This is a genomic window from Paenibacillus sp. H1-7 (assembly GCF_022354825.1).
In the GTDB taxonomy this organism is placed as follows: domain Bacteria; phylum Bacillota; class Bacilli; order Paenibacillales; family NBRC-103111; genus Paenibacillus_S.
On sequence record NZ_CP031168.1, the window covers coordinates 5,815,719 to 5,836,881 of the forward strand.

Annotated in this window: 20 protein-coding genes and 1 other annotated feature; of the genes, 3 read left to right on the top strand and 17 right to left on the bottom strand. The window is 51.3% G+C overall.

Annotated elements, in window-relative coordinates; translation table 11 throughout:
- Positions 1-123: 123 nt before the first annotated feature.
- From carB to pyrR, 5 genes are all read right to left on the bottom strand, one after another.
- A complete protein-coding gene (carB, locus tag DVH26_RS25655) occupies positions 124-3,339 on the bottom strand; it encodes a carbamoyl-phosphate synthase large subunit (RefSeq protein ID WP_239626885.1) in 3,216 nt (1,071 codons plus the stop codon).
- A complete protein-coding gene (locus DVH26_RS25660) occupies positions 3,326-4,504 on the bottom strand; it encodes a carbamoyl phosphate synthase small subunit (protein WP_239626888.1) in 1,179 nt (392 codons plus the stop codon). Before DVH26_RS25660 ends, carB begins: the two co-directional genes overlap by 14 nt.
- 82 nt (positions 4,505-4,586) lie before the next feature.
- Positions 4,587-5,873 carry a dihydroorotase gene (locus tag DVH26_RS25665; protein ID WP_239626891.1) on the bottom strand — a complete coding sequence of 429 codons (1,287 nt, stop codon included), beginning with the start codon at positions 5,871-5,873 and terminating at the stop codon, positions 4,587-4,589.
- Between the two features lie 99 nt (positions 5,874-5,972).
- Entirely contained in the window at positions 5,973-6,881 is a 909-nt protein-coding gene (locus DVH26_RS25670; protein ID WP_239626893.1) for an aspartate carbamoyltransferase catalytic subunit, read from the bottom strand.
- Positions 6,878-7,408 carry a bifunctional pyr operon transcriptional regulator/uracil phosphoribosyltransferase PyrR gene (gene pyrR, locus DVH26_RS25675; RefSeq protein WP_239635488.1) on the bottom strand — a complete coding sequence of 177 codons (531 nt, stop codon included), beginning with the start codon at positions 7,406-7,408 and terminating at the stop codon, positions 6,878-6,880. Before pyrR ends, DVH26_RS25670 begins: the two co-directional genes overlap by 4 nt.
- Before the next feature lie 413 nt (positions 7,409-7,821).
- Between pyrR and dapD the strand changes: the two genes are divergently transcribed.
- Positions 7,822-8,532: a 2,3,4,5-tetrahydropyridine-2,6-dicarboxylate N-acetyltransferase gene (gene dapD, locus DVH26_RS25680; RefSeq protein ID WP_239626896.1), complete on the top strand. Its 711-nt coding sequence runs from the start codon at positions 7,822-7,824 to the stop codon at positions 8,530-8,532.
- Between the two features lie 166 nt (positions 8,533-8,698).
- Positions 8,699-9,859 (top strand): N-acetyldiaminopimelate deacetylase, encoded by a 1,161-nt coding sequence (locus tag DVH26_RS25685; protein ID WP_239626899.1) that lies wholly within the window; start codon positions 8,699-8,701, stop codon positions 9,857-9,859.
- Positions 9,860-10,015: 156 nt separating this feature from the next.
- Here DVH26_RS25685 and DVH26_RS25690 read toward each other — a convergent pair whose 3' ends face one another.
- The 6 genes from DVH26_RS25690 to lspA form a co-directional block, all read right to left on the bottom strand.
- Positions 10,016-10,405, bottom strand: a complete 390-nt coding sequence (locus DVH26_RS25690) for an ArsR/SmtB family transcription factor (RefSeq protein WP_239626901.1) — start codon at positions 10,403-10,405, stop codon at positions 10,016-10,018.
- Positions 10,402-10,830 (bottom strand): SRPBCC family protein, encoded by a 429-nt coding sequence (locus DVH26_RS25695; RefSeq protein ID WP_379454540.1) that lies wholly within the window; start codon positions 10,828-10,830, stop codon positions 10,402-10,404. The genes DVH26_RS25690 and DVH26_RS25695 overlap by 4 nt, the downstream gene beginning before the upstream one ends.
- Positions 10,831-10,834: 4 nt before the next feature.
- Positions 10,835-11,215 (bottom strand): hypothetical protein, encoded by a 381-nt coding sequence (locus DVH26_RS25700; protein WP_239626906.1) that lies wholly within the window; start codon positions 11,213-11,215, stop codon positions 10,835-10,837.
- A 189-nt stretch (positions 11,216-11,404) separates the two neighbouring features.
- Entirely contained in the window at positions 11,405-12,559 is a 1,155-nt protein-coding gene (locus DVH26_RS25705; RefSeq protein WP_239626908.1) for an aminotransferase A, read from the bottom strand.
- Positions 12,560-12,574: 15 nt separating this feature from the next.
- Positions 12,575-13,498, bottom strand: a complete 924-nt coding sequence (locus tag DVH26_RS25710) for an RluA family pseudouridine synthase (RefSeq protein ID WP_239635489.1) — start codon at positions 13,496-13,498, stop codon at positions 12,575-12,577.
- A 35-nt stretch (positions 13,499-13,533) separates the two neighbouring features.
- Positions 13,534-14,025 carry a signal peptidase II gene (gene lspA / locus DVH26_RS25715; RefSeq protein WP_239626910.1) on the bottom strand — a complete coding sequence of 164 codons (492 nt, stop codon included), beginning with the start codon at positions 14,023-14,025 and terminating at the stop codon, positions 13,534-13,536.
- 107 nt (positions 14,026-14,132) lie between these two features.
- Between lspA and DVH26_RS25720 the strand changes: the two genes are divergently transcribed.
- On the top strand, positions 14,133-14,891 hold the full coding sequence (locus tag DVH26_RS25720) for a TraR/DksA C4-type zinc finger protein (protein WP_239626912.1): 759 nt from the start codon (positions 14,133-14,135) through the stop codon (positions 14,889-14,891).
- Between the two features lie 158 nt (positions 14,892-15,049).
- Here DVH26_RS25720 and ileS read toward each other — a convergent pair whose 3' ends face one another.
- The 6 genes from ileS to DVH26_RS25750 all read right to left on the bottom strand — a co-directional run bounded on the left by ileS (position 15,050) and on the right by DVH26_RS25750 (position 21,161).
- Positions 15,050-17,818, bottom strand: coding sequence for an isoleucine--tRNA ligase (ileS, locus tag DVH26_RS25725; protein ID WP_239626914.1), 2,769 nt, complete (start codon positions 17,816-17,818; stop codon positions 15,050-15,052).
- 62 nt (positions 17,819-17,880) lie between these two features.
- Positions 17,881-18,140: a binding site (T-box leader), on the bottom strand.
- A 79-nt stretch (positions 18,141-18,219) separates the two neighbouring features.
- Positions 18,220-18,699, bottom strand: coding sequence for a DivIVA domain-containing protein (locus tag DVH26_RS25730; RefSeq protein ID WP_239626916.1), 480 nt, complete (start codon positions 18,697-18,699; stop codon positions 18,220-18,222).
- Positions 18,700-18,877: 178 nt separating this feature from the next.
- On the bottom strand, positions 18,878-19,660 hold the full coding sequence (locus DVH26_RS25735) for a YlmH family RNA-binding protein (RefSeq protein WP_239626919.1): 783 nt from the start codon (positions 19,658-19,660) through the stop codon (positions 18,878-18,880).
- Positions 19,661-19,670: 10 nt separating this feature from the next.
- A complete protein-coding gene (locus DVH26_RS25740; protein ID WP_481857620.1) occupies positions 19,671-19,886 on the bottom strand; it encodes a YggT family protein in 216 nt (71 codons plus the stop codon).
- Between the two features lie 75 nt (positions 19,887-19,961).
- A complete protein-coding gene (locus tag DVH26_RS25745) occupies positions 19,962-20,396 on the bottom strand; it encodes a cell division protein SepF (RefSeq protein ID WP_239626924.1) in 435 nt (144 codons plus the stop codon).
- Positions 20,397-20,477: 81 nt separating this feature from the next.
- The gene (locus DVH26_RS25750; protein WP_239626926.1) at positions 20,478-21,161 is read right to left on the bottom strand and encodes a YggS family pyridoxal phosphate-dependent enzyme; all 684 of its coding nucleotides are present in this window, start codon (positions 21,159-21,161) and stop codon (positions 20,478-20,480) included.
- Positions 21,162-21,163: the final 2 nt, after the last annotated feature.

The following is a 21,163-nucleotide window of genomic DNA, read 5'->3' on the forward strand; positions in this document are numbered from 1 at the left end:
ATTGTATTGTGTATTTTCATCAGGCTTCATCAAACATTCAAGCGGTGGAGCCGCCTAATCAAGGGATTAGCACAGCTTCCCTTGGTCATCCCGGGTTACTGTGCTAATCTTCAATTCACTCTATTATGCGTGGTGAGCAGGCATAGCCGTCGATTGGAAGTTGATCGCTTCAAGCATGTGCCACAGCGCTCTAACCGTATCGAGGGAGGTCATGCAGACCACACCGTTCTCAACCGCTTCGCGGCGAATACGGAAACCGTCACGTTCAGGCGTTTTGCCTTTCGTCAGCGTATTGACGACGAAGTGAGCTTCTCCATTGCGGATCAGGTCAAGAATGTTCGGCGAGCCTTCGCTCAGCTTGTTGACGCGGGTTACATGCAGTCCTGCTTCTTCCAGTGCTTTGGCGGTTCCGCCGGTTGCTACGATTTTGTAGCCAAGCTTGTAGAAGCCAGTCAAAATTTCGATCGCCTCAGCTTTATCTTTATCCGCTACTGTAGCAATAATCGCACCGGTTGGCGGAATTTTCATCCCGGAACCGATCAAGCCTTTGTACAGAGCTTTTGCGAAGTTGAGGTCGCGTCCCATAACCTCGCCGGTCGATTTCATTTCCGGTCCAAGTGTCGTGTCTACGCGGCGCAATTTGGCGAAGGAGAATACAGGTACTTTTACGGATACGTATTCGTCTTCCGGCCACAAGCCTGTTTGATAACCCATGTCGGCCAGCTTCTCGCCCATAATGAGGCGGGTAGCTACGTTAGCCATAGGAATTTTCGTTACTTTGCTCAAGAACGGCACCGTTCTGGAGGAACGAGGGTTTACCTCGATCACATAAGCTTGGTCTTGATAAATGACGAACTGGATGTTCACCAAGCCTACCACTTGCAGCCCTCTGGCGATTTTCGTAGTAATATCGATAATTTGCTGTTTAATCTCTTCCGAGATGGTTTGCGGCGGATACACGGCGATCGAGTCACCGGAGTGTACGCCCGCTCTCTCGACGTGCTCCATGATACCTGGGATCAGGACCGTTTCTTTATCGCAAATCGCGTCAACCTCTACTTCTTTACCAAGCATATAACGGTCGATCAATACCGGATGCTCTGGGTTGATTTTGACTGCATACTCCATGTAGCTCAGCAGCTCTTCATCGGAATAAACGATTTCCATCGCGCGTCCGCCCAATACATAGGAAGGACGAACGAGTACCGGATAGCCGAACTTGGAAGCCATGCCTACCGCTTGATCGACGGAAGTCACTGTTCCGCCCGGCGGTTGAGCGATGTTCAGCTCGCGCAGCAGCGCTTCGAACTTTTTGCGGTCTTCCGCTGCATCGATATTTTCAAGGTCGGTACCGAGAATGCGTACGCCTGCTTTAGCGAGCGGTGCAGCCAGGTTGATAGCTGTTTGTCCGCCGAACTGAACGATAACGCCGATCGGCTTCTCATGCTCGATGACGTTCATTACGTCCTCGAAGAACAGCGGTTCAAAGTACAGACGGTCGGATGTGTTGAAGTCCGTAGAAACCGTCTCCGGGTTATTGTTAATGATAACCGCTTCATAGCCTGCGGCTTGGATCGCCCATACGGCATGTACCGTAGAGTAGTCGAACTCGATGCCTTGTCCGATACGGATAGGTCCGGAGCCTAGTACGACGACCTTTTGCTTCGTCGTCTCCTTCACTTCGTCTTCCGTCTCGTAAGTCGAGTAGTAGTAAGGAGTCGTCGCTTCGAACTCTGCCGCGCAAGTGTCTACCATTTTGTAGACCGGCTTCAGGTTCAAGCTCAGACGGTAAGCGCGGATATCCGCTTCTTGCGTGAAGTTCAAGCCTTTATCCGCATTGCGGCGAATTTCGGCAATCGCACGATCCGTGAAGCCTTTGCGCTTCGCTTCATACAACAGCTCTTCGGTCAGCTCAGGCTGAAGCAGCTGCTCTTCGAACTGGATCAGCCCTTCCAGCTTGCTCAGGAACCACCAGTCGATCTTGGTCAAGTCTTGAATTTGCTGCAATGTATAGCCGCGGCGGAACGCTTCTGCGATCAGGAACATCCGCTCGTCGTCCGGCTTGATCAGACGCGCTTCCAGCGTTTCTTTGTCCAAAAGGTCTGTTTCTTTCAAGTATAAGCGGTGCACGCCGATCTCAAGGGAACGAATCGCTTTATGAATCGATTCCTCGAATGTACGGCCGATAGCCATAACCTCGCCGGTTGCTTTCATTTGCGTACCGAGCTTACGGTTAGCCGCTGTAAATTTATCGAACGGCCAGCGCGGAATTTTGGATACGATATAGTCCAGCGTCGGCTCGAAGCAAGCGTAAGTTTGTCCTGTTACCGGGTTGACGATCTCGTCCAGAGTGTAGCCGATCGCAATTTTTGCAGCCATCTTGGCGATCGGGTAGCCCGTCGCTTTGGAAGCCAGCGCCGAGGAACGGCTCACGCGAGGATTTACCTCGATAACATAGTATTGGTAGCTGAACGGATCCAGCGCGAATTGTACGTTACATCCGCCTTCGATGTTTAAGGCGCGGATAATTTTGAGCGATGCCGAACGGAGCATTTGGTACTCGCGGTCGGACAGCGTTTGGCTAGGCGCCACAACGATACTGTCGCCTGTATGAACGCCAACCGGGTCGAAGTTCTCCATGTTACATACGACGATACAGTTGTCGTTCGCATCGCGCATAACTTCGTATTCGACTTCTTTCATGCCGGCGATGCTCTTCTCGATCAAGCATTGGCCGATAGGGCTGTAGCGGATACCGGATGCAACAGTCTCCAGCAGCTCTTCTTCGTTGGCGCAAATACCGCCGCCTGTACCGCCCAATGTGTAGGCAGGGCGAACGATGATCGGATAGCCGATTTCGTTAGCGAAATCAACCGCTTCTTTCACCGTCGTTACGATCGTGCTGTCAGGTACCGGCTGCTCCAGCTCTCTCATCAAGTCGCGGAACAAATCGCGGTCTTCCGCTTTTTCGATCGCTGTCAGCTGAGTACCGAGCAGCTTGACGTTTTCGCGCTCCAGCACGCCCGCTCTTGCCAGTTCAACCGCCATGTTCAAGCCGGTTTGACCGCCGAGTGTCGGGAGCAATCCGTCGGGACGCTCCTGGCGGATGATTTGCGTTACAAACTCCAGCGTAATAGGTTCGATGTAAACCTTGTCCGCCATATTCGTGTCCGTCATGATCGTAGCAGGGTTGCTGTTGATCAGGACAACTTCCATTCCTTCTTCTTTCAATGCTTGGCAAGCCTGAGTACCGGCGTAGTCGAACTCAGCCGCCTGTCCGATGACGATCGGACCGGAACCGATAACGAGTATTTTTTTCAAGCTATTATTTTTTGGCATAGTGGAGTTCTCCTTTCGATGCAGATCCGGCAGGCTGTACGCCCAGCTTGGAAGCCGCGGAAATTTGCGCCTGTCTTGGCAGCTGTGGATTCGCCTGTTTGAAATCGCGGATCATTTGGATGAAGTCATCGAACAAGTAGCTGGAGTCGAATGGACCCGGTGCCGCTTCCGGATGGTACTGTACCGAGAACGCCGCATGCTTCTTATGCTTCAAGCCTTCAATGGTTCCGTCGTTGTTGTTGATATGAGTTACTTCCAGCTCCGTATTGGCGATGGAATCGTCTTTTACGGTATAGCCGTGGTTTTGCGAAGTGATGTAGCAGCGGTTGCTTTGCAAATCTTTAACCGGATGGTTGCCCCCGCGATGTCCGAATTTCAGCTTCTCGGTATCGGCGCCGCAAGCGAGCGCGAACAGCTGATGACCCAAGCAGATGCCGAAGATCGGGAACTCGCCGAGCAGCTCGGAAATCATAGTTACGGCATGAGGAACGTCCTTAGGATCCCCAGGGCCGTTCGAGAGCAGAATGCCGTCCGGAGCCAACCGGCGGATTTGATCCGCTGTTGCATCCTGAGGAACGACTACTACGTCGCAGCCGCGCTTGGTCAAGTCACGAACGATGCCGCTTTTTGCACCGAAGTCTACGAGTACGACCCGCTCCTTCGTTCCTGGGCAGCTGAATACGGATTTCGTGGAAACCCGGGATACTTGATCCGTCATCAGCGTAGTTGCTTTCAGCTGCTCCAGCAGCTCGGCAACCGGTTTGTTGGTCGTTGTCAGCAGCCCTTTCATTACGCCATGGTGGCGGATACGGCGGGTCAGCATCCGTGTGTCAACGCCGCTGATGCCGATAATGCCATATTCCTTCAACAGGCTGTCGAGGGAATATTCCGCTCTCCAGTTACTTGGAACCGTCTCATGCTCGCGGACTACAAACCCGTGAATGAACGGGCGAATCGATTCGAAATCGTCCCGCGTAATCCCGTAGTTTCCGATCAGCGGATACGTCATCGTTACGATCTGTCCGCAGTAGGAAGGATCGGAGAGAACTTCCTGATAACCTGTAATCCCTGTATTAAATACGACTTCACCCGTCGACTCGCCTTCACTGCCAAACGCCTTGCCGGTAAATAACGTGCCGTCTTCCAACAACAACCTTGCCTGCATCGTTTTCAACTCCTTATCATGTTAAAGAAACATCCCTGTATGCTAATCAATCGTTATATCCAATTAGAGGTCTGAACGTGGTTTAGGCTTCCGACCAAACGACCTTGCCGCCTGCCATCGTCCATGTTGGCCAGCCTTTAAGCTTCCAGCCGGTAAACGGCGTGTTGCGTCCTTTGGAAGCGAATTCCGCAGGATTTACTTCTTTTTCCGTTTCCAGGTCGATCATCGTCAGATCCGCTTCTTTACCGACTTCCAGCGTGCCCCAAGGCAATCCGAACACTTGCGCCGGAAGGGAAGTCATTTTATCTATAAGGAACTGCAGCGTCCATTCGCCGGTAGCTACGAATTTTGTATACAAGAGCGGAAACGCCGTTTCGAAGCCAACAATTCCGAAAGGAGCCAGGTCGACGCCGCGCGCTTTCTCCTCTTCGCTGTGCGGTGCATGGTCGGTAACGATAATGTCGATCGTACCGTCCAGCAGCCCTTCGATACAAGCTTGCACGTCTCTTGGCGTGCGGAGCGGAGGATTCATCTTCCAATTCGCATCCATGCCCGGAATGTCTTCATCGGACAGCAGCAGGTGGTGCGGACAAACTTCTGCGGTCACTTTGATGCCGAATTGCTTCGCGTGACGGATCAGGCGAACGGATTGCTCCGTGCTGACGTGGCACACATGGTAATGAACGCCTGTCGCTTCGGCGAGCAATACGTCACGGCCTACATGAATCGCTTCCGACTCGTTCGGAATCCCCTTCAAGCCGTGCTTCTTGGAGAATGCTCCTTCGCTTACCCAAGCGCCCTCTACCAGCGTGTTGTCTTCGCAGTGAGCGATAACCGGGAGCCCGATCGATGCCGCTTTGGCCATCGCATCCTTCATCATTTGCGCGCTTTGCACGCCAACGCCGTCGTCCGTGAAGCCGATAACGCCGGCCTCTTTCAGTGCGTCAAAATCGGTCAGCTCGCGGCCGAGCTCGTTCTTCGTAATACAGCCGTATGGCAGGACGCGAATTACGCCTTCGGTTTCCGCTTTGTCCAGTACATACTTGACCGTCTCGACCGTGTCGATTACCGGCCGGGTGTTCGGCATGCAGGCGATCGTCGTGTAGCCGCCGCGTGCAGCGGAACGGGTTCCGGTTGCAATCGTTTCTTTATGCTCAAAGCCCGGTTCGCGAAGATGCACGTGCATATCGATCAAGCCCGGTGTTACCAGTTTGCCTGCCGCATCCACTACCGTGTGGCCCGCCGTATCCGGCACGCCGTTGGCTGCGTCAATTATCGTTTCAACTACATTGCCTTCTACTAAAATATGCCGTTTCGCCAGCTCGTTACCGGTAGCTACAACCTGCGCGTTCAAGATCCAAATTCCCATAATGCCCTCCCTGTCGTTCTTCATTGCTTATAGTGTGCCCAGCGAATTCATTCGCCCGCATTTCTCTATGTACGGGCCCGTATTAGGAAGCTAATGATGTTAGCTTAATGCCCGTTCGATTACAGCCATTCTTATCGGAACCCCATGCCCCATCTGGGCGAAAATCTTCGAGCGCTCGCACTCGACCAGCTCGTCGTCTATCTCAACATCGCGGTTGACCGGCGCAGGGTGCATGATGATCGCATGAGGCGCCATCGCCGCTTCCCTTTTCACGGTTAAGCCGTAAGCCTCACGATAGTCGGCAGCCGACTTATACACGCTCTCTTCGTGGCGCTCCAGCTGCACCCGCAGCATCATCACCACATCGGCCTTGATTGCTTCGTCGATCGTAACGTACGGCGCATATGCAGCCAGCTCTGGCGCCTGCATCGATGGCGGAGCACACAGGCTTACTTTGGCTCCCATCGTCTGCAGCGCCCATAAGTTCGAGCGCGCTACCCTGCTGTGCTGAATATCTCCGATGATCGCTACGTGCAGCCCCTTCAGATGCCCGAACTGCTTGCGCATCGTATACAGATCGAGCAGCGCTTGCGTAGGATGCTCATTGTTGCCGTCGCCTGCATTGATCAGCGGTACTTTGATCTTCTCCGCCAGCTCGGCCAGCAGGCCGTTCGGCTTCATCCGGATCACGCCGGCGTCGATCCCCATAGATTCAAGCGTTTTGACTGTATCGTATATCGATTCTCCTTTTTGCACACTCGATACTGCAGCCGCGAAGTTCAACACTTCCGCGCCGAGTCTTTTCTCCGCTACTTCGAAGGAAAATCGCGTTCTTGTGCTGTTTTCAAAAAACATATTGGCCACAAAACGGCCCTGCAAGTGGTTCGCCAGCTTCACGGGATATTGCTCCCAATAGGCCGCCCGGTCTAATATGGCCGTGATGTCCTGTGCACTCATCCCTTTGGTGCCTAACAAATGTTTCTCCGATGCGAGCTTCAACTGTGTCATCCGTTTTGCCTCCTTTGTTGAGTAATGACGACCTGGTCGTCTCCGTCCACTTCTTTAAGCAGTACCTCGATGCTCTCAAGGCGCGAGGTCGGAATGTTTTTGCCCACGTAATCAGGACGAATCGGAAGCTCCCGGTGGCCTCGGTCGACCAGCACGCCCAATTGGATCATCTGCGGCCTTCCCAAATCCATCAAAGCGTCCATTGCCGCTCTAACGGTTCTGCCTGTGTACAGCACATCATCGAACAAGATGACCTTCTTGTTGTGAATGTCCATTGCCGGTGCTGCATCGCTCTTGACCGCCCGCTCCAGCCTGCCCGACCGGTCGTCGCGGTAGCGCGTTACATCAATCTCGCCTACCGGAACCGGAACGTTCTCGATCTCCATGATCCGCTCGGCAATCCGGTTGGCAAGGTATATGCCGCGGGTTCGAACACCGATAAGCACACAATTCTCGAAGCCTTTGTTTCTTTCCAAAATTTCGTGAGCGATCCGGGTCAGCGCTCTTCGCATTCCCGTTTCGTCCATTAACACGTGCTCTGCTTCCTGGGCCAAGGTCTCCGACCTCCTGCATCAATGAATAGTGTTAGGCTAGCGATTGAATCCTACAAAAAAAAACCTTGCACTTAGGCAAGGTTTGCGGACACAAGGAGAGAAGCGGGCATGGGGATAGAGAGTCTGTACGCACAGACTGCTGCTTATCTCTGGAATCCCGTTCCATCCAATCGTTCACCTTGCCAGCCTCTCTGGACTGATTTTAAAGGTGCTATTCAGTTACAAGCATTATCCCATGTTCGACACCCGCTGTCAATAGCAACTGTCGATGTATGTCGAGGCGCATTGCTAGAACCCCGCTTTTATGCTATAAAGAAAAGGAATGATTTCACCGGGCGGCATATGGACGGTCACCCGTTATTTTACATAAGGAGTTGGAACCTAAGATGTTGGAAATGAACACAGAAGAAGTTATCAATTTTATTAAAACCAGCACGAAAAAAACCCCAGTGAAAGTATATGTAAAAGGCGATCTGGAATCCATTGACTTCGGCTCCGCCGTACAATCGTTTATTTCCGGCAAAAGCGGCGTCGTATTCGGCGAGTGGACGGAAGTAAAGCGCATTTTGGACGAGAACCAAGCCAAAATCGAAGATTATGTCGTTGAGAACGACCGCCGCAACTCCGCCATCCCTATGCTGGATTTGAAAAACATCAACGCTCGCATCGAGCCGGGCGCTATTATCCGTGATAAAGTAGCTATCGGCGACAATGCCATTATCATGATGGGCGCTTCGATCAACATCGGCGCATCCATCGGTGCCGGCACTATGATCGACATGAACGTGGTAGTAGGCGGCCGCGCCAAAATCGGAGCTATGTGCCATATCGGCGCCGGTTCTGTTGTTGCCGGAGTTATCGAGCCTCCATCAGCTCAACCGGTTGTTATCGAAGACGACGTGCTCGTAGGCGCTAACGCGGTTATCCTCGAAGGCGTTCGTATCGGCAAAGGCTCCGTAGTAGCAGCTGGCGCAGTAGTAACTGTCGACGTTCCAGAAAATACGGTTGTTGCCGGAGCTCCAGCTCGCGTGATCAAAACCGTTGACGCTAAAACGAAGTCCAAAACGGAAATTCTTCAAGACCTGCGCACCCTGTAAGGCTAGGTGCCCTCAGCAAGGGCCCGGCGATTATCGCCGGGCTTTTTGTATAGGATCATCTGCTTTTAAGGAATACGCTGCGTCAAGGATAGAAATTTTGCGCGATTACGCGCTGTGCGTATGAAGTACAATCGTAATACCATCCTGCTTAGGAGGAGCTCTTTACATGTCTAACTCTACAACTAGCACTGTCGCATCGCCAAGCCGGTTCGTATCCATTCGGCGCGACCTGCATCAAATTCCCGAAGCTGGCTTTGCCGAATTCAAGACACAGCAATATTTGCTCGATTATATCAGCACACTCCCCCAGGAGAGAATCGAAGTCCGCACTTGGCGAACAGGCATACTTGTTAACGTCAAAGGCACGGCGCCAACCCGCCGATTAGGGTATCGTGCCGATATGGACGGACTTCCGATTGCGGAGGATACGGGCTATGAGTTCCGCTCCACCCATCCGGGCTATATGCACGCGTGCGGACACGATGTGCATATGTCTATCGGACTTGGCGTATTGACCCATATCGTCAATCAGCCGATCCGAGACGATATCACATTCATCTTCCAGCCCGCAGAGGAAGGGCCGGGCGGCGCAAAGCCGATGCTTGAATGTGAGGAGCTTCGAGATTGGATGCCGGATCAGATCGTAGCGCTTCATGTTGCTCCCGAATATCCTGTCGGGACTATAGCGACCAAGCCTGGCATTTTGTTCGCCAATACGTCCGAGCTGTTCATTGACCTGACGGGCAAAGGCGGGCACGCCGCGTTTCCGCATAATGCCAATGATATGGTTATCGCAGCTTGTCAGCTTGTCACCCAGTTGCAGACGATCGTATCGCGCAATGTCAATCCGTTGGATTCGGCCGTTATTACCATCGGTAAGATCGACGGCGGCACCAAGCAAAATATCATCGCAGAGAAGGCGCGTCTTGAAGGAACGATCCGCACCTTGTCCGCGGAAACAATGACTTTGATTAAATCCCGCATCGAAGCGTTGACAGCCGGTATGGAAACCGCGTTCCAATGCAAGGTCGATATCGATTACGGGGCGAACTACCGGCAAGTATTCAACCATGCGGAGACGACGGCGGAATTCATGGACTGGGTTCGCGACAACGGGCTCATGCAGGTCATTGAATGCACCGAAGCGATGACAGGCGAGGACTTCGGCTACTTCCTGGAGACAATCCCCGGATTCATGTTCTGGCTCGGCGTCGATACTCCTTACGGCTTGCATCATGCCAAGATCGAGCCTAATGAACAGGCTATCGACCTAGCTATCAACACCATAAGCCGATACTTCCGTTGGAAGTCGGACGAACAACAATAAACAAAACCGCTCATTGACGAGGATGGATACATATTACTTACTCCAATCCTCTCCATGAGCGGTTTTATATTATGACCTTCAAACGACCGAGTACCAGAGTCGTTCATACATCCGTTTTTTTACGTCAGTACATACGGAACAGAGCGATCCGTTCGGTCATTCTCCCCCGCTCTCCGACGGCTTACGATTCTCCACCAGTTCGATCGTTCCAGACGATGGACCACTTTCATCGGCCTCAACAAACCGTTTGAGCGCGGCCATCTTATTCTCCCAGTACCTCTCGTAGAAGGCAAGCCAGCGCTTCAATTCAAGCAGCGGCTCGGTATCCAGCCGGTAACGCGTCTCGCGCCCTACCTTTCTTTCCTTCACAAGACCTGCATCCGACAAGATGCGAAGATGCTTCGATACGGCGGTTCGGCTCATTGGGAAATGGCTGCTGAGTACCGTAACGGGCTTCTCCTCCTCCACCAGCAGATTTAACAACTTCCGCCGCGTCGGATCGGCAATCGCCTGGAATACATCAACCTTGGGCGAAGCGGAGCTCATTGCGAGTCTTCAATGATCGTTCTCAGCTTTTGCACGATACCGATCCAGCCGTTGGACATTCTTTCGTGCACGACTTGGTGCGTTTCACCGAATTCGGTTACTTTATCTATATCCCATCCGGAATGAATCAGGGTGAATTCGGTCTTGCCTTCGAGCTCGGTTAGTTCAAAGGTAAGCGTCCAGTCTTTCCCCCATGTGAAGGAAAGCCGTGTTGGCGGGTCAAGCTCCGTTACTTTGCAAGGCGAATCGCCGAAAGGACCGGCTTTCAAATGGAACTCGTATCCGAGCACAGGCTCGAAATTGTTCGGCATAAACCAGGCGCCTATTCCATCGGCGGTTGCCACTGCACTCCAGACTTTTTGAATCGGTGCATTCAATGTAACGGTTTGACGAATATCGGGTACGGTATTAGTGCTCATAAACATCCTCCTAATTTTTCGTTTTTACTTTATCCTGATGACGAAACCGCAGCGCAGACCATGTCTCATCGACGGCTACGTTGCTGACACACCGGTATGGAGACAGCTCGGCGACCAGTGTGAATAAAACATCCCGGTTAATATCCGTTTTGAGCTTCGAGCTTTGCTTCGGATAAGTGATCCAGAACAATGCATCCTCCTTCAACAACGGTGTAACCTGAGGAAGCCGCTCCTTCAATTCCTCCGCATTGCTTACAAACAGCTGCACAAACTCGTACAACCCCTCCGCTGTATCCGTGCCCTCTACTCCCAGCTTGTACCCTGCAGGAGCGTTGACTACCAGGGCTCTTCCCTCTTTGTAGCGAAGCTTCTTCAGTAACGCCTCATTCATGAATAGCGGTTCCTTTCTTCAACAATAAGATTGCTTCTTTGATGCAACTAAATGCGAAACCTTTTGGTTTCATTTTGTATTATACGAAACCTTTTGGTTTCACGTCAATCCCCTTTTTCTTCCGCTTAAATTATTGTTGCCCGGTAAAAAGAAAAAGGACGCAGGAATCACTTCCCTGCATCCTCCTTTTTATAATGTGCGCACGAAGGTCTCCATGCGATCCATTGCTTGCTCGAGCACTTCCATTGCATAAGCGTACGAAATACGGATATATCCTTCGCCATAAATGGAGAACGCATCGCCCGGAACGACAGCAACCCGCTGCTCTTCCAGCAGCTTCATCGTGAAATCCATGGAGCTTAGCTTGAACCGTTCGATCGAAGGGAACAAATAAAAGGCTCCCTCCGGCTTCTCCAATTCAAATCCCATCTTCGTCAACCTGTCATAGACGTAATCTCTACGTTGAATGTAAGCTTGCTTCATTGGAAGCGCATCGTCCACACCGTTGGTCAATGCCTCCAGAGCCGCATATTGGCTGATCGAGCTGGCACAAGTCACATTATATTGATGAACCTTTACCATATGCTGCGACAAATACTCAGGTGCGAATGTAAATCCAATACGCCAGCCGGTCATCGAATGCGATTTAGACAGCCCGTTAATGACAATTGTCTTCTCTCTCATCGTACCGATAGTCGCCAATGATTTATGAGGCTGATCATATATAAGTTCGCTGTAAATTTCATCGGAGATTACAAAAATGGATTTGCTCTCAAGCAGCCGCGCAATCTCGTTCAGCTCTTCCTCGCTCAGCACCCGGCCTGTCGGGTTGGACGGATAGCACAAAATGATGCATCGCGTTTTTTCCGTTATGTGAGGCTCCAGCAGGTCCGCCGTCAGTTTAAACCCGTTTGCTCTTGTATCGACATAAATGGGCTCTCCACCGCACAAACGCACCAGCGGCTCATACCCCGGATAAATCGGTCCCGGCAAGATCACCTCGCTGCCCGGCTCCAAAATGGTTCTAAGCGTAATATCAAGCGCTTGGCTGGCCCCGGTCGTTACTATGACTTCCGTCTCCGGCTTATATGTAAGGTCATATTTGCCTTTCACGAAGGCCGCGGCGGCTTGACGCAGCTCCAGCATTCCCGGGTTAGGGGTGTACGTTGTTTTGTGCGCATCAATCGCTGCTTTGGCGGCCGTCATAATATGATCCGGAGTCGGAAAGTCCGGCTGACCGATCGTTAAGGTAAGTGCATCCTTATACGTGCTGACCAGATTGGAGATTTTCCGGATTCCCGAAATTTGAATATCCTTAACCTTGGGGTTAATCAAATGTTCCATGACTTCGATCCGTCCTTATCGATTTTTTAGCACATGAAGCAGATGCTTCATATCCTCGGGCATTTCAGCCTCAAACTGCAGCTGCTCTCCCGTTCTTGGATGAACAAATCCTAGGATCGCCGCATGCAGCGCCTGTCCTTCCATTGTGATGCTTTTGTTTTTGGCCGGACCATAGGCAGGGTCCCCTGCCAGAGGATGCCCGATGAACTTCATATGAACCCGAATCTGATGCGTACGGCCGGTTTCGAGCTTCAGCTCCACCAGAGTGTAATCGCCGAACCGCTCCAGAACGACAAAATGGGTGACCGCACGCTTACTATTCTTCTCCGTCACGGTGTACAGCTTGCGGTCATGGGGATCGCGCCCGATCGGAGCCTCGATAGTGCCATGATCGTGAGCAACGTTCCCGTGAACTACAGCCAAATATTTGCGGTTGACCGAATGCTCCTTCAACTGCGCGGCGAGAGAGGCATGAGCCAGGTCGTTTTTGGCCGCCATCAGCAAGCCGGACGTGTCCTTGTCGATGCGGTGCACAATGCCCGGCCTCATTACACCGTTAATACCGGACAAGTCCTTGCAATGATACAACAGGGCATTCACTAACGTGCCGCTGTAATGGCCAGGCGCAGGATGGACTACGAGTCCCCGCGGTTTGTTGACTACGATGACATCCGAGTCTTCGTACACTACATCGAGAGGAATCGCTTCAGGCTCCAGACGCAGCTCCTCAGGCTCCGGTATCGTCAGCAGCAGCTTGTCGCCTTCAGCCAGCTTGTAGTTCGCTTTCACTTCGCCGCCGTTTACTTTGAGATACCCGTCCTTGATCCATTGCTGGACCTGAGTTCGCGAGACCTCCTCCTCCAGCGATTCGGTAATGAATTTGTCGATCCTCTCGCCGCGGTCTCCGGCTTCCGCTGTCCATTCCAGCGTATTATCCATTTGTTCTTGATCCTGATCGGAAACTGACATTTTCGTTACGCGCCTTTCTTTTCATTTCTCCAGCTGATTAACGAATCGACGAAAATGAGAATGACTCCAACCACGATAGCGGAATCGGCCACATTAAAGATCGGATACGTATAATCTACATGAGTTCCGAACCAATTGAATTGAAACCGGAATTGCAGGAAATCGACGACTTCTCCGAACAAAGCCCGGTCGATAAAATTGCCCAATGCGCCGCCAAGCAGCAAGCCCAAAGCGAAAGGAAGCAATTTGCGGCCTTCCTTGCGCGTTTTTTGCAAATACCAAATCACTCCCGCAGCGATAATGATCGTAATGACGATAAAGAACCAGCGCTGCTCCTGCAAAATGCCAAATGCGGCCCCGCGGTTTCTGTGGGATGTTATTTGGAAAAACTCGCCGATGACCGGCCGCGACTCGCCAATCGTCATATTGTTGACAATGAGCCACTTGGTAACCTGGTCCAAAATCAGCACGATCACTGCATAGATGTAATAAATCAATGTTTCATCTCCTTATCGCTTCCTGGGATACAATGATTTTCCTATGTAAAAAGAAAAGCTCCCGCAAAAAATAGGAGTATTGTGATTTCTAAAAGGAGGCGTCTCTTATGACGAATCACCCGAACTCATTGGATTCCCGTCAGCTGGAACAATTGGAAACCATGCTTCAGGAAGAACGGCAATGGCTCGAAACGCATATGCAAGAAAACGATCATTTCGGTCTTCACGATTCCATGCGCGACCAAACCGGCGAACTATCGACCAATGACAATCATCCGGCCGATGTAGGCTCCGAAATGTTTGAACGAAGCAAGGACATTGCCTTGCATGAAAACCGGGAACGCCATCTGATGGATGTCAATGATGCCTTGTCACGGATCGAGAAGGGTGAATACGGCTACTGCCGCACGTGCGGAGCACCTATATCCTATGAACGACTCAAAGCCATTCCATCGACCGCTTATTGCGTTGAGCATGTGCCGGATCCGAGCTTGTCTCAAAGGCGTCCGGTGGAAGAACAGCTTTTGGCACCGCCTTTCGGCCGAACAAGCCTGGACGAGCTTCCGGAGCAAAACCAGTTCGACGGCGAAGATGCATGGCAGATCGTCGAAAGCTGGGGTACCTCCAACAGCCCGGCAATGGCTGAAAATCCTAACGTATCGGACGATTATAACGATATGGAAGTAGAGGCCGAAGAAACCTACGGCTATGTGGAATCCTTTGAAAGCTTTTTGGCTACGGACATGTACGGACAACACGTCACCGTTGTAAGAAACAGAGCCTATCAGGACTACATGCACAATGGCGAAGGTGAGGGCTTGCTGGAACCCGAGCAATCGATAGAAGACGAAAATTATTATGATTAAGGTCCAGTGTTGCTGACTTCTAATTTCGATATTTAAAAGCCCCATCCATCCCACATATTTCGCTGTTAGGATTCTTGACCAGCTTCCTCCACTATAACCAAAGTAACGAGCGAACCGGCAAGACTGTTGAAGAGTCTTGCCGGGCGCCCGCTTATAACTTAAGCACCGGTGTTCAGCTTGATAACTCCCGCGCAGCGTTTGCACAGCGTCGGATGCTCATGATCGTGACCGACTTCCGGTGTGACAATCCAGCAGCGCTCGCATTTCTCGCCTTCTGCCACTTCAATTTTCACCGAATGTCCTTTGTACGCATGTGCGCCTTCAGGAGCGGCTGTACCCGCTTCGTGAACAACGACGTCGGATACGATGAACAATTGATCCAATTGTTCGAAGCCTTGCAGCAGCTGGTGCGTTGCTGCATCAGGGTACACATGAACGGAAGCACCGAGAGAGTTACCGATTACTTTTTCCTTGCGCGCCGCTTCGAGCGCCTTCAGAACATCATCGCGAACGGCGATGAATTGCTCCCATTTGCTCTCTACCGCTTCATCAAACAAGGAGCTATCGGTTTGTGGAGCCTCGCTCAGCTGTACGCTGGCCAGCTCAACACCTGGAATATACTTCCACACTTCATCCGCTGTATGAGGCAGAATTGGAGCAATCAATTTAGTTATTGCCGTGAGCGCATCATATAATACCGTTTGCGCCGCTTTTCGTCCAGCATCAGCCGGAGCGCTTGCATACAGGCGGTCTTTGCAGATGTCAAGATAGAACGCGCTCATCTCTACTGCGCAGAAATGATGGACTGCTTGGTACACGATGTGGAATTCGTAGGCGTCATAAGCTTTCATGACCCGCTCGATCATCCGGTTCAATCGGATCATTGCAAACCGGTCAAGCTCGCTCATTTCACTTGCCGCTAAGCGGTCGGCTGCCGGATTGAAATCGGACAAGTTTCCAAGCAGGAAGCGAAGCGTATTGCGAATCTTCCGGTACACTTCCGTAATTTGACTCAAAATATTATCAGAGATACGAACATCCGCCTGATAATCGACCGACGAAACCCACAAGCGCAAAATATCGGCACCGAGCTTATCGCAAACCTGGTTAGGGTCCACGGTATTCCCCAACGACTTCGACATTTTGCGGCCCTCTCCGTCCAACGTGAAGCCATGGCTCAAAATGCCTTTGTAAGGCGCTTGACCGCGTACGGCTACGCCAGTAATCAGGGAAGAGTTATACCAGCCGCGGTATTGGTCGGAGCCTTCCAAATACAGATCGGCAGGCCACTGCAGCTCGTCGCGAGTTTCGAGAACGGCTGCATGGCTGGAGCCGGAATCGAACCAAACGTCCATGATGTCCGTTTCCTTGCGGAAATGGTCGTGTCCGCATTTCGAGCAAACCGCGCCGCTCGGCAGCAGCTCGCTTTCGTCTTTTTGGAACCAGGCGTTGGAGCCTTCCTTTTCAAACAATTGAGCCACATGCTCGATCGTGTCGTTGTTTACCAGCGGCTCGTTACAGCTGCGGCAGTAGAAGATCGGGATCGGAACGCCCCATACGCGCTGACGGGAAATACACCAGTCTCCCCGGTCGGCAATCATATTGTGCAGCCGCACTTCGCCCCAGTTAGGCGTCCAGTTAATCCGTTTGATTTCGTCGAGCATCTCTTGACGGAATTTATCGACCGAGGCAAACCATTGCTCGGTAGCACGGAAAATAACCGGCTTCTTCGTCCGCCAGTCATGCGGATATTGATGCTGAATCGTGCTCATGTGCAGCAGATGTCCGGATTCTTGAAGCTTGTCGGTAATAATCTTGTTGCCCTTCTCGTAAAACATGCCTTCAAAGCCAGGAGCTTCCGCTGTAAAATGCCCTTGATCGTCAACCGGGCACAATACGCCCAGATTGTAGCGTTGACCAATAACGAAGTCGTCCTCACCGTGGCCCGGAGCCGTATGTACGCAGCCAGTTCCGGCTTCAAGCGTAACGTGCTCGCCTACCATAACCAGCGACGTGCGGTCATAGAACGGATGCTGGCACAGCACATGCTCCAGCTCGCTGCCCTTATATTGCGACAGCACTTCTACATCTGTCCATCCGATTTCTTTGGATGCCGCTTCCAGCAGACCTGCCGCAAGCACGAACTTTCTGCCGTCGGCTTGTACGAGAGCATAGTCAAATTCAGGGTGCAAGCTGATCCCTAGGTTCGCAGGCAGCGTCCAAGGAGTCGTTGTCCAAATGACGATAGACGCATCTTCCGGCAGCTTGCCTTTGCCGTCTTTCACTTGAAAAGCGACATAAATGGAAGTCGATTGCTTATCCTTATACTCAATCTCCGCTTCGGCCAGTGCGCTCTCGGAAGAAGGAGACCAATATACCGGCTTTAATCCTTTGTAAATGTAGCCCTTATTCACCATTTGCCCAAACACGCGAATTTGTTGAGCCTCGTATTTCGGCTGAAGCGTAATATACGGGTTGTCCCAATCGCCGCGAATCCCGAGACGACGGAATTGCCCCTTTTGCTTCTCCACCCATTGCAGCGCATATTCCTTACAATATTCGCGGAACTCATGCACGCTCATCTTTTTGCGGTCCACTTTACCGCCGTTAGCGATAGCTTGCTCGATCGGCAAGCCGTGTGTATCCCAGCCCGGTACATAAGGCGCGTCGAACCCTTGCATCGTTTTGAACCGAACGATAATGTCCTTCAAGATCTTATTCATTGCATGGCCGATATGGATATCTCCATTCGCATAGGGAGGCCCGTCGTGTAAAATAAATTTCGGCTTGCCTTTGCGGCTTTCCTGCACCATACGGTAAATATCGATTTCATTCCAATGCTCCTGCATTTTAGGCTCAGCTTGCGGCAAATTACCGCGCATCGGAAATTCGGTCTGCAGCAGATTTAACGTTTTACCATAATCCATCGTTCCTTCAATCCTTTCGCTTCTTCTGTTTCTCCATTCATGAAAAAAAGACCTCGCATCCCCATAGGGACGAGAAGTCTCGCGGTACCACCCTGATTAAGGCTATCGCTGCCGCTCCAGTGTCATATACTACAATGAACCGGTTGCCGGACAATATGCCTTCGCTCAACGATCGATAACGGGATCATCCGATCTTCTTTACTGGTTTTCAAGAGACGCTCATGGGTGATATTCCTTTACTGCACAGGACGGGCTTCCACCAAGCTCCCGACTCGCTGAACCATGCATGAGATAAAGTACTCGTCCCAGTCAACGCTTTAGCTATCTTTTACTTTACTATTACGGAGTATAGCGAATAAATAAGGCCTAGTCAACTTAGCCCACAATGGAACTACGGCCGATTAGGAATGCTCGAGTTCCATCCGTTCCAGGGAGCTCCAGTCTTCTTTGCCCAACAGCTCCAGCTGAGCCTCCAGCAAGGTGCGAAAACGTGTACGATAAATCGAAGCCTGCTTCTTCAGCTCCTCGATTTCCACTGCAATTTTGCGCGATTTTGCCAGCGATTCGTTGATAATACGATCTGCGTTCTTTTCCGCTTCTTTTATAATCAACTGCGCTTCCTTCTTGGAATTCGATTTCACTTCGTCAGCAGCTTCTTGAGCGATGATGATCGTTTTGCTCAACGTTTCCTCGATATTGGCAAAATGATCCAGCCGCTCTTGAATCGTCGCCAGCTGATTTTGCAAATCCTTGTTCTCACGAATAAGCGCTTCGTAATCTTTAATCACTTGATCGAGAAATTCGTTTACCTGATCTTCATCATAACCGCGGAACGAACGGCCAAATTCTTTATTATGTATATCCAACGGTGTTAAAGCCATTGCTGCACCTCCTGAATATTTTGCAACATCCCGATTAAGTACTTGTCAGACGCGTAATGCTATATTCGACAGCAGCCTTCATTTTCCTGCATTGTTTCGTAAAAAAATGTAATTCCATCGTTCTCGATGCTTTATCGCTTTAACCTGCCGCAATCCCATGAGGTAAAAAAATCGGCAATTATACATATTTGCCGACTTTCACTCGAAATCTTCCTTTTTTAGTTACGCCTTCAACTTCCAGCACCTTAAACCGTCCGAATCCTTGCATTGATACGACATCACCCGCTTTCAGCGGCTTGCTCGGATCCTCCTCTTGCTTCCAATTCACCTTGCACCGACCGGCTTTGATCGGAATCAAGATTTTGGCACGGCTCAAATGGTACACGTCGCTCACGATCCCATCCAGCCTCATGGAGGCGACGGACAGGTTGATGTCCTCCAGCTTCGTGTCCGCGGCCTGAAGCTTCTCCAGCGGCAGAGCTTCCGTCTGCACATGCACCCGGTGCACCTGCTGCAGATTAAGCCGCATATAGTCCGCTACCTCGCTTGCTACGAGGAAATGACAGCCCGAATCCGATACATGAATATCGCCTATTTTGTCCCTTTTCATCCCGAGTGCCAGAATAGCTCCCATGTAATCGCTGTGATCCAGCTCCTTCAGCTTATCATCCAGCGAAGATACTGCGATCAGACTGATTCCCATGTCCTCGTCATCCAGCACCCGGTAGTCCGGAGCGATGAGCGCTCTTCTTCGTTCCGCGCCGTCATGCCCTCCGTCAAACCGCACCTGCACGTCCATACTTCGGTTCACTAACGATTCTACAATAAAAGCTTGCCGCGGATCCAAAAAATCCGTTAGCTTCGCGTCATGCTGCTCCGCCTTGGCGACCCACTCCGCAGCCTTATCCACAAAGCGGTGTTCATCCGGGTGAAAATGCGAGTAAATGTTATCTACGCTCAATTCCAATCACCTATACAAAAAAGTTCACAATCGCCCGGATGCCTTCGCCGACAAATCTTAGCGCGATCAAAGCGATGATGGGAGAAATATCGATCATTCCGCCAATTGGAGGGATGAAGCGACGGAAAATTCCCAGGTAAGGCTCACACAGCTTCCCGAGGATTTCGCCGACAAAGCTGTCTCTTGCAGCAGGCAGCCAGGACAGCAGCACGTAGGCGATCAGCATATATGTATAGATTTCAACAAGGGTGTAAATGTAGCCGTCAATAGAGTTGTACAAGCTGGTCACCTCGATTTCAAATTATTGAGAGTAGCCTTCATGATTCAGTATTTCCGAGATGGACCCGTGAATTTCAACCGTATCCGGTGTACATAGAAAAATGTTCGGACCAATCTTGGAAATAGATCCGTTAAGAGCATAGACCGTTCCGCTCAAGAAATCGACGATTCGGGTCGCCTGATCCGGACGGACCAAATGCAGGTTGACGACAACCGGACGCCGCGAACGCAAATGATCGGCAATCTCCTGGGTATCCTCGTACGATTTAGGTTCATTCAGGACTACTCTGACATTTTTTTGCGAGTGTATGCTTACGATGTTTCCTTTATTTTTACGTTGCTCTAATGGATTGGTTTCAGGTTCTTCTACGGTTTGTTCGACGACTCGTTCCCGCTCCACGATCTCTTCTTCATCTTGTAATCCCAAGAAATTCATGAATTTGTTCATTACGCCCATGTCCTCTCCTCCTTAGAGTTTCGCCGCAGGCGAAACTTGCTTCGTAAGCATACGCTTGATTTCGCCGTAGTCGAAACTTACTTATTCTTTACCCACCAGCACGGAGCCGAGACGAATCCACGTCGCTCCCTCTTCGATCGCGACCTCGAAGTCGTTGGACATCCCCATCGACAGATGCGGCACTTCGTAGCCAAGCACCTTGTTGCGGTTCAGCTCGTCCCTCAATTCCCTGAGCCCCCGGAATACCGGTCTGGTTGCCTCCGGCTCCGCTTCATAAGGCGCCATAGTCATCAGTCCTACCACCCGGATGTGCTCCCGTGAACGGATTGCATCAATGAATCCTGCGAACTCCTCCGGAGGGAGGCCGTACTTCGATTCCTCTCCGGAAACATTCAGCTGTATAAAGCATTGTGCTGTTATACCAAGCGCGGCCGCCTTCTTATCGATTTCCTTTGCAAGCGACAGCCTGTCCAATGAATGGATATAGGCAAATTTACCGACAACATCCTTTACTTTGTTCGTCTGCAGATGTCCGATAAAATGCCATGTCCCTTGATCGCCGAAAGCTTCCCATTTGGCTTGTGCATCCTGCCACCGGTTCTCACCGATATGCTGGAGACCGTGCTGAAGGACGAGACCGGTTGTTTCGAGCGATACGTATTTGGTTACTGCAATAATTTGAACCTCATTGCGGTCGCGTCCTGCGCGTGCGCACGCATTCGAAATTCGTTCTTCCACTAAGGGTATAGATTGCGTCAATAGCAAAA

Coding starts and splice junctions, on each gene's coding strand:
- carB (WP_239626885.1), bottom strand. CDS start 3,339: ATGCCAAAAAATAATAGCTTGAAAAAAATACTCGTTATCGGTTCCGGT.
- DVH26_RS25660 (WP_239626888.1), bottom strand. CDS start 4,504: ATGCAGGCAAGGTTGTTGTTGGAAGACGGCACGTTATTTACCGGCAAG.
- DVH26_RS25665 (WP_239626891.1), bottom strand. CDS start 5,873: ATGGGAATTTGGATCTTGAACGCGCAGGTTGTAGCTACCGGTAACGAG.
- DVH26_RS25670 (WP_239626893.1), bottom strand. CDS start 6,881: ATGACACAGTTGAAGCTCGCATCGGAGAAACATTTGTTAGGCACCAAA.
- pyrR (WP_239635488.1), bottom strand. CDS start 7,408: ATGGACGAAACGGGAATGCGAAGAGCGCTGACCCGGATCGCTCACGAA.
- dapD (WP_239626896.1), top strand. CDS start 7,822: ATGTTGGAAATGAACACAGAAGAAGTTATCAATTTTATTAAAACCAGC.
- DVH26_RS25685 (WP_239626899.1), top strand. CDS start 8,699: ATGTCTAACTCTACAACTAGCACTGTCGCATCGCCAAGCCGGTTCGTA.
- DVH26_RS25690 (WP_239626901.1), bottom strand. CDS start 10,405: ATGAGCTCCGCTTCGCCCAAGGTTGATGTATTCCAGGCGATTGCCGAT.
- DVH26_RS25695 (WP_379454540.1), bottom strand. CDS start 10,830: ATGTTTATGAGCACTAATACCGTACCCGATATTCGTCAAACCGTTACA.
- DVH26_RS25700 (WP_239626906.1), bottom strand. CDS start 11,215: ATGAATGAGGCGTTACTGAAGAAGCTTCGCTACAAAGAGGGAAGAGCC.
- DVH26_RS25705 (WP_239626908.1), bottom strand. CDS start 12,559: ATGGAACATTTGATTAACCCCAAGGTTAAGGATATTCAAATTTCGGGA.
- DVH26_RS25710 (WP_239635489.1), bottom strand. CDS start 13,498: ATGGATAATACGCTGGAATGGACAGCGGAAGCCGGAGACCGCGGCGAG.
- DVH26_RS25720 (WP_239626912.1), top strand. CDS start 14,133: ATGACGAATCACCCGAACTCATTGGATTCCCGTCAGCTGGAACAATTG.
- ileS (WP_239626914.1), bottom strand. CDS start 17,818: ATGGATTATGGTAAAACGTTAAATCTGCTGCAGACCGAATTTCCGATG.
- DVH26_RS25730 (WP_239626916.1), bottom strand. CDS start 18,699: ATGGCTTTAACACCGTTGGATATACATAATAAAGAATTTGGCCGTTCG.
- DVH26_RS25740 (WP_481857620.1), bottom strand. CDS start 19,886: ATGCTGATCGCCTACGTGCTGCTGTCCTGGCTGCCTGCTGCAAGAGAC.
- DVH26_RS25745 (WP_239626924.1), bottom strand. CDS start 20,396: ATGGGCGTAATGAACAAATTCATGAATTTCTTGGGATTACAAGATGAA.